This window comes from Pseudomonas sp. V98_8, assembly GCF_029967975.1.
Classification (GTDB): Bacteria; Pseudomonadota; Gammaproteobacteria; order Pseudomonadales; family Pseudomonadaceae; genus Aquipseudomonas; species Aquipseudomonas umsongensis.
This window is the reverse complement of the sequence record NZ_JASCAE010000004.1, coordinates 120,873-134,634: the sequence shown is the minus strand read 5'-3', so window position 1 is coordinate 134,634 and position 13,762 is coordinate 120,873. Positions and strand designations below refer to the sequence as shown.

6 protein-coding genes are annotated in these 13,762 nt (G+C 60.5%); 4 read left to right on the top strand and 2 right to left on the bottom strand.

Annotated features, from left to right (window positions below; genetic code table 11):
- On the bottom strand, window positions 1-1,035 hold the full coding sequence (gene waaF, locus QLG10_RS04510; RefSeq protein WP_110754084.1) for a lipopolysaccharide heptosyltransferase II: 1,035 nt from the start codon (window positions 1,033-1,035) through the stop codon (window positions 1-3).
- 195 nt (window positions 1,036-1,230) lie between these two features.
- A complete protein-coding gene (gene glnE, locus QLG10_RS04505; RefSeq protein ID WP_282485765.1) occupies window positions 1,231-4,170 on the bottom strand; it encodes a bifunctional [glutamate--ammonia ligase]-adenylyl-L-tyrosine phosphorylase/[glutamate--ammonia-ligase] adenylyltransferase in 2,940 nt (979 codons plus the stop codon).
- Between the two features lie 383 nt (window positions 4,171-4,553).
- On the opposite strand from glnE, the gene aceE reads away from it, so the two are divergent.
- The 4 genes from aceE (at window position 4,554) to QLG10_RS04485 (ending at window position 13,762) form a co-directional block, all read left to right on the top strand.
- Complete coding sequence (aceE, locus tag QLG10_RS04500; RefSeq protein WP_179056889.1) at window positions 4,554-7,199, top strand: pyruvate dehydrogenase (acetyl-transferring), homodimeric type; 2,646 nt, start codon at window positions 4,554-4,556, stop codon at window positions 7,197-7,199.
- A gap of 11 nt (window positions 7,200-7,210) precedes the next feature.
- Window positions 7,211-9,184 carry a dihydrolipoyllysine-residue acetyltransferase gene (gene aceF, locus QLG10_RS04495; protein WP_282485760.1) on the top strand — a complete coding sequence of 658 codons (1,974 nt, stop codon included), beginning with the start codon at window positions 7,211-7,213 and terminating at the stop codon, window positions 9,182-9,184.
- A gap of 259 nt (window positions 9,185-9,443) precedes the next feature.
- On the top strand, window positions 9,444-10,838 hold the full coding sequence (locus tag QLG10_RS04490) for an alkaline phosphatase D family protein (RefSeq protein WP_282485758.1): 1,395 nt from the start codon (window positions 9,444-9,446) through the stop codon (window positions 10,836-10,838).
- 230 nt (window positions 10,839-11,068) lie between these two features.
- Complete coding sequence (locus QLG10_RS04485) at window positions 11,069-13,762, top strand: GGDEF and EAL domain-containing protein (protein WP_282485756.1); 2,694 nt, start codon at window positions 11,069-11,071, stop codon at window positions 13,760-13,762.

Here is a 13,762-nt window from a genome sequence, read left to right as displayed (position 1 = left end):
CTATTTGACCTCGACCACAGTGCCCTGCAAACGCTGCAAGGCTTCGTTCACCGCCTGCGGCATCAGTTGCCGAAGGCAGTTGTAATGCCCGAAACGGCAGGTGCGGTCGAAGCATGGGCTGCATTCGATGCCCAGGCGCACGATCTCGACGTGTTCGGCCAAGGGTGGCGTGAACCCCGGTGACGTCGAGCCATAGACTGCCACCAGCGGGCGGTTCAGCGCGGCGGCGACGTGCATCAGGCCAGAGTCGTTGGACACCACCGAATCGGCGCAGGACAGTAAATCGATAGCCTCGGCCAACGACGTGCCGCCACTGAGGTTCACCGACTCTTCACGCAGGCCGGGAATCAACCGCGAACGGATGTCTTCACCCACGGCGTGATCGTTTTTCGAACCGAACAGCCAGACTTGCCAGCCCTCGCGAATCTTCGCTTCGGCCACCTTGGCGTAATGCTCGGACGGCCAACGCTTGGACTCGCCGAACTCGGCACCGGGGCACAGCGCCAACACCGGGCGGTCGAGGGCCAGGCCAAACTTGGCCAATGCCGCCTCGCGAGTCACCGGGTCGATCCGCAGGCTTGGGCGCGGGTAAGGCTTGGGCAGTTCAAGGCCTGGCTCGTAGGCCAGGGCCATGAAGCGTTCGATCATCAACGGGTAACGTTCTTTATCCAGCGTGCGTACGTCGTTGAGCAGGCCGTAGCGGAACTCACCACGCCAGCCGGTGCGCTTGGGGATGCCGGCAAAGAACGGGACCAGTGCCGACTTCAGGGAATTGGGCAACAGGATCGCCTGGTCGTACTGGCCGGCCAGGGATTTGCCGATGCGCCGACGCGTCGCCAGTTCCAGTGCGCCGTGGCCGAGCGGGAAGCTCAAGGCCTGGCGAACTTCGGGCATGCGCTCAAGAATCGGCCGGCTCCACTCGGGGGCCAGCACGTCGATTTCGCATTGCGGGTGGCGTTGCTTGAGACACTGAAACAGTGTCTGCGCCATCACCATGTCACCGACCCAACTGGGCCCAACGATCAGAATTTTCATGTGGTTTCCATAAACGAACCGGGGAGGCCTACGCCTCCCCGCCTCGAGAATTCTACAAAACACTGCAAATCTACTGTGGGAGCGAGCCTGCTCGCGAAGACGGAGTGACAGTCAGCATACATGTTGCTTATGACGACCTCTTCGCGAGCAGGCTCGCTCCCACATTTGAATCTTGTCGCTTCTGCTATCGCGATATCAGCTTAGCCCCAGTTCATGCCAGATCCGCATGACCTGTCGCCGTTCGTCCGCGAACTGGTCGCCCGGTATCACCCCGGCATTCTTCTGCAAGGCCTGCCGGTGGGCGGCGGAGCGGTAAGCTTTATAAGCTTCACGCAACAGAGTGGCGTCCTCGACAGGCATCAGCCCGGCCTTCTCCAATTCTTCCAGAATACGGATGTTGTCTGTCCAGCGCAGCAATGGCGGGTACGTTTCGGACCACGCCAGGGCCGCGTATTGCACCATAAATTCAATATCGACGATACCTCCGGCGTCCTGCTTGAGGTCGAAGGGCACTGTGGCTTCGAAGGCATTTGCCCCGGTGCCGGCCGCGGTACTCTTGCTGCCCAGGTTATCGCGCATCTTGGCGCGCATCTCGCTGACCTCCTGGCGCAGGGTCGGCAAGTCGCGTGCCTTGCCCAGGATCGCTGCGCGAACCTGCTCGAATGCCCGGCCGACGTCGTCGCTACCCACCAATACCCGCGCCCTGACCAACGCCTGATGCTCCCAGGTCCAGGCTTCATTTTCCTGGTAGCGCGCAAATGCCCCCAGCGAACTCACCAGCAGCCCGGATGCACCGGACGGACGCAGGCGCATGTCGACTTCATAGAGCTGACCGGAGTTGGTCTGCGCTGTCAGCAAGTGAATGATCCGCTGTCCCAGCCGGGTGAAAAACTGCGCGCCATCGATCGACTTCGGCCCGTCGGTCTCTGCCTGTGGATCGCCATCATGGATGAACACCAGGTCCAGATCCGAACCATGCCCCAATTCCAGGCCGCCGACTTTCCCATAACCGACAATGATGAAGCCGGGATCGCACAAGGTGCCATCGGTGCGCAGCGGCGTGCCGTACTTGGCGACCGTTTGCCGCCAGGCCAGGGCCAGTACTTGTTCCAGAATCGCTTCGGCGAGCCAGGTCAGGTAATCGCTGACTTTCATCAAGGGCAGGCTGCCGGCGATTTCCGAAGCGGCGACCCGCAAGCGGTGCGCCAGCTTGAAATGGCGCAAGGCTTCCATCTGCTGCTCGAGGTCGTCCTCGGGAATCCGGGTCAGGCGTTCGCGCAACTCAGCGGCCAACTCCGGCGCCAACGGCGGCTTGAACAGCCGGCCTTCGTTGAGCAACTCATCGAGCAACAGCGGAAAGCGGGTGATCTGTTCGGCGATCCACGGGCTCGCTGCACACAAGGTCAGCAAGCGGCGCAGGGCACCGGGATTTTCGGTCAGCAAGACGAGATAAGCAGAACGGCGGGCCACGGCTTCCACCAGTGGCAACACCCGTTCCAGCACCAGATCCGGATTGGCGTGCTCGACAGCCTGGGCCAGCAAGCGCGGAATAAAGGCGTCGAGACGTTCACGCCCCAGCCGCTGCATGGCGCGCAATTGCGGGCTGCCGCGTAAACTGGCCAAAGCTTTAAGTGCCTTGGGGGCATCGGCGAAACCGCCCTCCTGCAACTGTCGGCAGGCGGCTTCTTCATCCTGAGCCTCCTCCCACAGCGGCAGCCACTCACCCCCGACCACCACTTCGTTTTCGGCGCCCTGCTCCTCGTCAGGGTCGGCGATCACCTGAGCAAAGTGCCAGGCCACGCGGCCGCGCCAGTACATCAGGCGCTCATGAAACGCCGGCCAATCGGCAAAGCCCAGCATGAAGGCAATGCGCGCCTGATCCTGGGCGCCGTCCGGCAGCATCTGGGTCTGGCGATCGGCAATCGCCTGGATCGCATGCTCGGTGTAACGCAGGAACTCGTAACCTTCACGCAGCTCACTGATCACCGCCGGCGGGAGGTAGCCCTGACCTTCCAGCGTACTCAGTACTTTTAATAGAGGACGTTGTTGCAGGCTCAGGTCGCGACCGCCGTGAATCAACTGGAAGGCCTGGGCAATGAACTCCACCTCACGGATGCCGCCGGAGCCGAGCTTGATGTTGTCGGCCATGCCCTTGCGCCGCACTTCCTGCTGGATCAACTGCTTCATCGTGCGCAACGCTTCGATCGCCGAGAAGTCCAGGTAGCGCCGATATACGAACGGTCGCAGCATCTCTTGCAATTGCGCACCGGCCACTTGATCCCCGGCCACTACCCGCGACTTGATCATCGCGTAGCGTTCCCAGTCGCGGCCCTGGTCCTGGTAGTACTGCTCCAGCGCGTTGAAGCTCAACACCAGGGCACCCGACGAACCGTAGGGCCGCAAGCGCATGTCGACACGGAACACAAAACCGTCGACGGTCATCGGGTCCAGCGCCTTGATCAAGCGCTGGCCAAGACGGATGAAGAATTCCTGGTTGTCCAGCGGGCGCTTGACCCCGACCGTTTCGCCGCCTTCGGGATAGGCAAAGATCAGGTCGATGTCCGAGGACAGATTGAGTTCGACCGCACCCAGCTTGCCCATGCCGAGGACGACCATCTGCTGCGGCTCGCCGCTGCGCCGGCCGGTGGGCACGCCGAACTGCTGGCAATGCCGTGCGTACAACCATTGATAGGCCTGGTCGATGCTGGCATCGGCCATGTCCGAAAGGTCGCGGCACGTCTGGACCAGATCGGCCTGGCGGGTCAGGTCGCGCCAGACGATCCGCACCTGGTGGCGCGCCCGTTGGCGGCGCAATGCCCGGCTGAGCTGTTCATCGGTCTCGGCGGCATTTACGGCTGCAGCGATCTGCGCGCATAACTCGCCGGGGGCATAGCCACGGTCCAGTTCGCCGGAGCGCACCAGCTCCAGCAGCATCAGCGGATCGCGCACCGATTGCTCGGTGACAAAGTCGCTGGCGGCAGTTACTCGGGAAAATTGCGCCCAGCGCTCGGGCGTCCATGCGGACAGGCCATGGTCGTCATCCAATGACTCGACAGCAGCATGGAACGACTGCTCGGCGCGGGTGACAAACGGCAAGAGAATGGCGGGCAGGTCGACAAGCGGGGGCAGGCTCATGGTCTATCCTTGATCGGCGTGTAACAGGCTGCATGTAGTGAATCTCGTAACCCCACTACCTGAAGGAGTGTCGAACAAAAGTTAGAAATAGCTGAAAATTCTTTATTATTGGCAGCCAACATCAAGGTTTCACCTTTTTCGGTTGGCAAAAGACCAACCTTAACGATTATTCTCACAACGCAGCCGGGGGCCACAAGCCGCTCATCTGTAGTTTTACTACTCGTATATACATTAGCAAGGCTGAAATGCCGGATGATTTGTAGTAAAACTACACACCGCCGGAACAACCTATCGGCAATCCAAGAATTCATAACGTCTGCCCACAAGGCCAGTCGCTAACTCAGGCAACCGATTCTGGTAGCCTTTCCGCCCTGGAGCAAGCCATGCAAGACCTCGATCCCGTCGAAACCCAGGAATGGCTGGACGCCCTGGAATCGGTTCTCGACAAAGAAGGCGAAGACCGTGCTCACTATTTGATGACCCGTATGGGTGAACTCGCAACCCGCAGCGGTTCGCAGTTGCCTTACGCCATCACCACGCCTTACCGCAACACCATCCCGGTAACCCACGAAGCACGCATGCCTGGCGACCTGTTCATGGAACGCCGCATTCGCTCGCTGGTACGCTGGAACGCGATGGCCATGGTAATGCGTACGAACCTGAAAGATTCTGACCTCGGCGGTCACATCTCCAGCTTCGCTTCCAGCGCGACCCTGTATGACATCGGCTTCAACTACTTCTTCCAGGCCCCGACCGACGAACACGGCGGCGACCTGATCTACTTCCAGGGCCACACTTCGCCAGGCGTCTACGCCCGCGCGTTCATGGAAGGCCGCATCACTGAAGACCAGATGAACAACTTCCGCCAGGAAGTCGACGGCCAGGGCCTGTCGTCCTATCCACACCCTTGGCTGATGCCTGACTTCTGGCAGTTCCCGACCGTATCCATGGGTCTGGGCCCGATCCAGGCGATCTACCAGGCGCGTTTCATGAAGTACCTGGAAGCCCGTGGCTTCATTCCTGCCGGCAAGCAAAAAGTCTGGTGCTTCCTGGGCGACGGCGAGTGCGACGAGCCGGAATCCCTGGGCGCGATCTCCCTGGCTGGCCGCGAGAAGCTGGACAACCTGATCTTCGTCATCAACTGCAACCTGCAGCGCCTCGACGGCCCGGTTCGCGGCAACGGCAAGATCATCCAGGAACTCGAAGGCGTGTTCCGCGGTGCCCAGTGGAACGTGACCAAAGTCATCTGGGGCCGTTTCTGGGACCCACTGCTGGCCAAGGACGTCGACGGAATCCTGCAACGTCGCATGGACGAAGTCATCGACGGCGAGTACCAGAACTACAAGGCCAAAGACGGCGCGTTCGTACGTGAACACTTCTTCAACTCGCCAGAACTCAAGGCGATGGTTGCAGACTTGTCGGACGACGAGATCTGGAAACTCAACCGTGGCGGCCACGACCCGTACAAGGTCTACGCGGCATACCACGAAGCGGTCAACCACAAAGAACAACCGACCGTCATCCTGGCCAAGACCATCAAGGGTTATGGCACCGGTGCCGGCGAAGCGAAAAACACCGCGCACAACACCAAGAAAGTCGATGTCGACAGCCTGAAGTTGTTCCGCGATCGCTTCGACATCCCGGTCAAGGACGAAGAACTGGAGAACCTGCCGTTCTTCAAGCCTGAGCCAAACAGCGCCGAAGCCCGCTACCTGAGCGAGCGTCGTACCGCACTGGGCGGCTTCGTGCCACAGCGTCGCGCGCAGAGCTTCGCCGTACCGACTCCACCACTCGATACCCTCAAGGCTATCCTGGACGGCTCGGGCGACCGTGAAATCTCCACCACCATGGCCTTCGTGCGCATCCTCGCGCAACTGGTCAAGGACAAGGAAATCGGCCCACGCATCGTGCCGATCATTCCGGACGAAGCCCGTACCTTCGGTATGGAAGGCATGTTCCGTCAGTTGGGCATCTACTCGTCCGTCGGCCAGCTCTACGAGCCAGTCGATAAAGACCAGGTGATGTTCTACAAGGAAGACAAGAAGGGCCAGATCCTCGAGGAAGGCATCAACGAAGCGGGCGCCATGAGCTCCTTCATCGCTGCCGGTACTTCGTACTCCAGCCACAACCAGCCGATGCTGCCGTTCTACATCTTCTACTCGATGTTCGGCTTCCAGCGTATTGGCGACCTCGCGTGGGCCGCTGGCGACAGCCGTACCCGTGGCTTCCTGATCGGCGGTACCGCCGGCCGTACCACCTTGAACGGTGAAGGCCTGCAACACGAAGACGGTCACAGCCACCTGCTGGCTGCCACCATCCCGAACTGCCGCACCTACGATCCAACCTACGGCTATGAGCTGGCGGTGATCATCCAGGACGGCATGAAGAAGATGACCGAAGAGCAACAGGACGTCTTCTACTACATCACCGTGATGAACGAGTCGTACCAGCAGCCAGCCATGCCGGCCGGTGCCGAAGAAGGCATCAAGCGGGGCATGTACCTGCTCGAGGAAGACAACCGCGAAGCGGCACACCACGTTCAGCTGATGGGCTCCGGCACCATCCTGCGTGAAGTGCGCGAAGCGGCGAAGATCCTGCGTGAAGAGTTCAACGTCGGTGCCGACGTGTGGAGCGTTACCAGCTTCAACGAACTGCGTCGCGACGGCCTGGCCGTTGAGCGCACCAACCGTCTGCACCCTGGCCAGAAGCCTAAGCTGAGCTATGTGGAAGAGTGCCTGAATGGCCGTAAAGGTCCGGTCATCGCCTCTACCGACTACATGAAACTGTTCGCCGAGCAGATCCGTCAGTGGGTACCGTCCAAGGAATTCAAAGTCCTGGGCACCGACGGTTTTGGCCGCAGCGACAGCCGCAAGAAACTGCGTCATTTCTTCGAAGTCGACCGTCATTTCGTGGTGTTGGCAGCCCTGGAAGCACTGGCTGACCGTGGTGACATCGAACCTAAGGTGGTGGCTGAAGCCATTGCCAAGTTCGGTATCAACCCGGAAAAACTCAACCCACTGGACTGCTGAGGAGAGATTCTGTGAGCGAACTCATTCGCGTACCTGACATCGGCAGCGGTGAAGGTGAAGTAATTGAACTGTTTGTGAAGGTCGGCGACCGCATCGAAGCCGACCAGAGCATCCTGACACTTGAGTCGGACAAGGCGAGCATGGAAGTGCCTGCGCCGAAGGCCGGTATCATCAAGAGCCTGAAAGTGAAGCTGGGCGATCGTCTGAAAGAAGGCGACGAACTGCTGGAACTGGAAGTCGAAGGCGCCGCTGCTGCGGCTCCAGCGGCTGCCGCTGCGCCTGCTGCAAAAGCTGCGGCTGCACCTGCTCCTGCCGCAGCTCCAGCGCCGGCCGCGCCCGCTGCTGCACCGGCTGCCGCTTCGGTACAGCAAGTGCACGTGCCGGACATCGGTTCGTCGGGCAAGGCCCAGATCATCGAGATCCAGGTCAAGGTCGGCGACACCGTCGAGGCTGATCAGTCGCTGATCACCCTGGAATCCGACAAGGCGAGCATGGAAATCCCGTCGCCTGCCGCTGGCGTGGTCAAGGCCATCAGCGTCAAGCTCAATGACGAAGTTGGCACCGGCGACCTGATCCTAGACCTGGAAGTGGCCGGTGCTGCTGCACCTGCCGCCGCTCCTGCCCAGGCTGCAGCGCCTGCACCTGCCGCTGCGCCTGCTCCGGCAGCTGCCCCTGCTGCTCCCATTGCAGACAGCGTTCAGGACATCCACGTTCCGGACATCGGTTCGGCGGGCAAGGCCAAGATCATCGAAGTGCTGGTCAAGGCCGGTGACTCGGTTGAAGCCGATCAGTCGCTGATCACCCTGGAATCCGACAAGGCGAGCATGGAAATTCCATCGCCTGCCGCTGGTGTGGTGGAAAGCGTTTCCATCAAGCTGGACGACGAAGTCGGTACCGGCGACCTGATCCTCAAGCTGAAAGTCAAAGGTGCAGCGCCTGCCGCTGCCCCGGCACCTGCTGGCGCTGCTGCGAGCGCTCCTGCGCCAGCCGCTGCTCCTGCTCCTGCTCCTGCTGCCGCCGCACCTGCTGCGGCCGCTCCGGTTGCTGCTCCAGCCAAGCCTGGCGCCAAGGTTCACGCAGGCCCGGCCGTACGCCAACTGGCTCGTGAATTCGGTGTCGAGCTGAGCGCTGTCGGCGCCAGCGGTCCGCACGGTCGCATCCTGAAAGAAGACGTGCAGGTTTACGTCAAGGCCATGATGCAGAAGGCCAAGGAAGCACCGGCCGCCGCTGCTGGCGCAACCGGCGGCGCGGGTATCCCGCCGATTCCGGTCGTGGACTTCAGCCGCTTCGGTGAAATCGAAGAAGTGCCGATGACCCGCCTGATGCAGATCGGTGCGTCGAGCCTGCACCGCAGCTGGCTGAACATCCCGCATGTGACTCAGTTCGATTCGGCTGATATCACCGAGCTGGAAGCGTTCCGTATCGCTCAGAAAGCCGCTGCAGAGAAGGCCGGCGTGAAGCTGACCATCCTGCCGCTGCTGCTCAAGTCCTGCGCGCACCTGCTCAAGGAGCTGCCGGACTTCAACAGTTCGCTGGCACCAAGCGGCAAAGCGATCATCCGCAAGAAATACGTGAACATCGGCTTCGCCGTCGACACCCCTGAAGGCCTGCTCGTACCGGTCATCAAGAACGTTGACCAGAAGAGTCTGTTGCAACTGGCAGCCGAAGCCGCTGCGCTGGCCGCCAAGGCCCGCGACAAGAAGCTCACCGCTGACGACATGCAAGGCGCCTGCTTCACCATTTCCAGCCTCGGCCACATTGGCGGCACCGGCTTCACGCCGATCGTCAACGCGCCGGAAGTGGCGATCCTCGGTGTTTCCAAGGCAACCATCCAGCCAGTCTGGGACGGCAAGGCCTTCCAGCCGAAACTGATGCTGCCGCTGTCGTTGTCCTACGATCACCGTGTGATCAACGGCGCCGCTGCTGCTCGCTTCACCAAGCGACTGAGCGACCTGCTGGCGGACATCCGCACCATCCTGCTGTAACACCGGCGGGCCCTCCTTCAGGGGAGGGCCTGTCGCGTTTCACGTTTTCCGAGCGCCACGCTCGTACCTCAACCCCGCCAATTTGGCGGGGCTTTTTTTTGCCCACTGTAATTACCTCGACAGATCCCTTCCTACATTTGTGGCTGATATCCCCCACAAATCGAATCCATTTGCGCCCGGTTTTTTTCAAGGCCAAATAACTAGCCTTGCCTGCAAGGCCATTTAAAGCCGATTGATTAAAAATCGAATGGATTCGAATATGTTCAAACCAACTGTCGGGCCGATCATCGGCCACACCACCACGAACCATGCACGTATATTCTTGCGTGGAGAATCAAGTAAAGACGCCCATGCATTCGCCGGCATTCGCTATCGGCGACTCGATGACGAGCATTGGTCAAACGAAATTTTCGCTGAACTCGAGAAAGCCCGGGACATGTCCGCGGTCCTGGCTCTCAGCGACCTGGCTGCCGACACCGTGTATGAATATCAGGCTGGATGGTTCAGCGCGATGCATCCTGTGTGCGCTGCCGAGGCAATGCAGGAACTGAGCTTGCAATGGCCAGGGCAGATTCATCGCCTGCGTACCCGCTCGAACCAGACCGGAAAATCCAGGGCCTATGTCGTGGGCTCTTGTCGCTATCTACGCCTCACCGCAGGCATTGCCGCCGAACCGCACCTGGGTGACAGGATGTTCGCAACAATATCAAGACTGGCCGGGCAGGCCGAACCGCCGATCAGCGCCATGCTGATGGCCGGCGACCAGATCTATGTCGATGACTTGAACCTCATTGCTCCGGACCGCGAGCTCAAGGATATTCTTCTCAAGTATCGCGTGGCCTTTTCCCAGCCAAACATTGCAAAGTTAATGTCGACCCTGCCGACTTACATGATCCTGGATGATCATGAGATCGAAGACAATTGGCCGGCCAACAGAAACAAGTCCGATGACTTTCTGTATGCCAATGCGATAAACGCCTATGAGATCTACCAGGCCAGCCATGGCCCGGCACACGAACTCTGCGCCGATGGCCAAGTCGACAAGACGCTGGACAAATACTGGTACCTGTTTGCCGATGGCGATATCGAGTGGTTTGTCACCGACAGCCGAACCCGGCGCAATCTTGCAGCCAGCGACCGACGCATCCTCGATATCGAGCAGGAGCAGGCCTTGTGCACCTGGCTGGTCAACAGCTCGGCCCGGGTCAAATTCGTGGTCACCAGCGTCATGTTCTATCCCGACAGCAAGCGCCAGGGTGATGACGCCTGGAAAGGCTTTCCCGAACAGCGGCTGCGGCTGCTGGAAACGATTCGCACACACGCGATCAAGAATGTCTTCATCGTATCAGGCGACGTCCATGGCTCACTGATCAGCCGCCTGACCCACAGCGAGGACCCGGGCTTTGAAGTTCACACCATCGTCTCCTCGCCCCTGTGCAACAGCAAACTGCTGCCCTATGCGAAGGCGTCTACCTTCCTGCTTGACCAGCCGCTCGCGCGAACCGCTCAAGGCAATTATCGGCACGAATTGAAGGGCAAGGTCATCAGCCAGGATAACTTCGCGCACCTGATCGTCGACGCGGAACGGGTTCAGGTGCGATATCACGACCGGGATGGCGGCCTTTTGCAATCGATCGCTATTTCGCTGCATTAAAAAGCAAAGATCGCAGCCTGCGGCAGTTCCTACAGGCTGCGATCTTTTGGGCTCAATACAATCTTTCAGTCACGCGCTGGAGAAATCTTCGCCTCTGCCGACATATTCTTATAGCACTTGGCCTTCATCTCTCTTGTCAGTCAGTGTCGCAATGATGCAACCTTGCCGCAGGCAACAGTAAAGAGGGCGAGAGCCCGGCGCGATCAGCACATTCGAAGCGAGTCCCCTCCATGAAAAGCCAACCCGATGCCGCCAGCCGTATGGTGGCCGAGGTAGTGACGCAGTTGCCTGTGCCCTCGCGGCTCGGCATGCTGCGTTTCGAACGGCTGAATGAACCCAGTTGGGCACTGCTGTTTCTCGATCCCAATTGCGAACGTCAGTTTGGCCTGCCGGCCGTGGAACTGTGCGCCCTGGTCGGTTCGCCCTACGCCAGCCTGATGGAGGCGCAAGCACGCTATCAGCTGCATGACGCGATCCAGGCGCAGTTGAGCGAGAGCACCCACTATCTGATCCGCTATACCCTGCACACCGCCTCGGGCGCGCTGAACCTGCTGGAGCTGGGCGAAGCCTACAAACAACACAATCGACACCTGCTGCGCGGCTACCTGCTGGTCATCGACGGCCTGTTCGAGGATGACCCACTGCTGCCAGCGCTGGATCTCGAAACCCAGAACTCGCGCCTGCAAATCGCCCTGGAGCTCAATCAGCGCGCCCAGCAGGAACAACTGCAGCATCTGGACCGGGTGCGCGCCCAGCAGGACCTGATCCTGCTGCTGACTCGCCAACGCTACAGCAGCAACAACTCCCTGCAGGAAGCCGCCAAACTGATCACGCGCAGCGCCTGCGAGATCTACCAGATCGACTGCGCCAGCCTGTGGCACCTGGAAGGCTCGATGCTGGCGCCCATCTCGGCCTATCACCGTTCGACCCAGGAATACCTGCTGCCGGCACCCATCGACGTCAGCGTGTTCCCCGATTACCTCGACGCCCTGCATACCGGTCGCGCCATCGACGCCCACAACGCCATGCGCGACCCGCGCACCCGGGAAATCGCCGAAAGCCTGCGCTCGCGTGATGTCAACGCGATGCTCGATGCCAGCATTCGAGTCGACGGCCAGGTGGTCGGCGTGTTGTGCCTGGAACAAACAGGCGTGACCCGCGCCTGGCAGCAGGACGAAATCGCCTTCGCCGGCGAGCTGGCGGATCAGTTCGCCCAGGTCATCAGCAATCACAATCGACGCACCGCCACCAGCGCCCTGCATCTGTTCCAGCGTGCGGTCGAGCAAAGCGCCAACGCCTTTTTGCTGGTCAATTGCGATGGCATCGTCGAGTACGTCAACCCGAGTTTCACGGCAATCACCCAGTACACCACCGAAGAAGTCCACGGCCAGCGCCTGGCGCAACTGCCGGCACTGGAGAACCTCAGTGAACTGCTGTTCGACGCGCCCTCGGCGCTGGCCAAGAGCAACAGTTGGCAGGGGGAGTTCAAGAGTCGACGCAAAAACCTCGAACCCTACTGGGGGCAACTGTCGATATCCAAGGTCTATGGCGACAACCGCGAGTTGACCCATTACATCGGTATCTACGAAGACATCACACAGACCAAGCTCGCCCAGCAACGCATCGAGCGCCTGGCCTACACCGATAACCTGACCAACCTCGGCAACCGCCCGGCTTTCATCCGCAACCTCGATGAACGCTTCGCCCGCGACAGTGACGCACCTATCAGCCTGCTACTGGTGGACATCGACAACTTCAAGCGGATCAACGACAGCCTCGGCCACCAGACCGGCGACAAGCTGCTGATCAGCCTGGCCCGGCGCCTGCGCAACAGCCTCAACCCGGGCGGCAGCCTGGCGCGGTTTGCCAGCAACGAGTTCGCGGTCTTGCTCGACAACACTGGCCTTGAACTCGGGCAGCAGGTCGCCAACCAGTTGCTCACGACCCTCGACAAACCGATGTTCGTCGACAACCAATTGATCAGCGTGACCGGCTCTGTTGGCCTGGCTTGCGCGCCCCTGCATGGGCGAGACCCGCAGACCCTGATGCGTAACGCCGGCCTGGCTCTGCACAAGGCCAAGGCCAACGGCAAACATCAGGTGCAGGTTTTCACCGAAGCCCTGAACGCCGAAGCCAGCTACAAGTTGTTCGTCGAAAACAACCTGCGCCGCGCCCTGACCCAGAACGAACTGGACGTGTTCTACCAACCCAAGCTCTGCCTGCGCAGCGGACGCCTGCTGGGAATGGAGGCGCTGTTGCGCTGGAACCACCCGGAAAAGGGCATGATCCGCCCGGACCAGTTCATCAGTGTTGCCGAAGAAACCGGCCTGATCATTCCGATCGGCAAATGGATCGCCCGCCAGGCCTGCCGCATGAGCAAGGCGCTGACCGCCGCCGGCCTGGGCAACCTGCAGGTGGCAATCAACCTGTCGCCCAAGCAGTTCTCCGACCCGGACCTGGTGGCGTCCATCGCCAACATCCTCAAGGAGGAAGCACTGCCCTCGCGCCTGCTGGAACTGGAACTGACCGAAGGCTTGTTGCTGGAAGCCACCGATGACACTCGCCTGCAGCTCGACCAGCTCAAGCGCCTGGGGCTGACCCTGGCGATGGACGATTTCGGCACCGGTTACTCGTCGCTCAGTTACTTGAAAAAATTCCCCATCGACATCATCAAGATCGATCGAAGCTTCATTCACGAAATCCCGGATAACCAGGACGACATGGAAATCACCTCTGCCGTGATTGCCATGGCTCACAACCTGAAACTCAAGGTCGTGGCCGAAGGCATCGAGACCGCCGAGCAGTTGGCCTTCCTGCGTCGCCACCGTTGCGACGTCGGCCAGGGCTACCTGTTCGACCAACCGATCCCGGGCCTCGACCTGATCGACAAGCTCAAACGCTATCCGCGCGGCCCGATTGCCTGA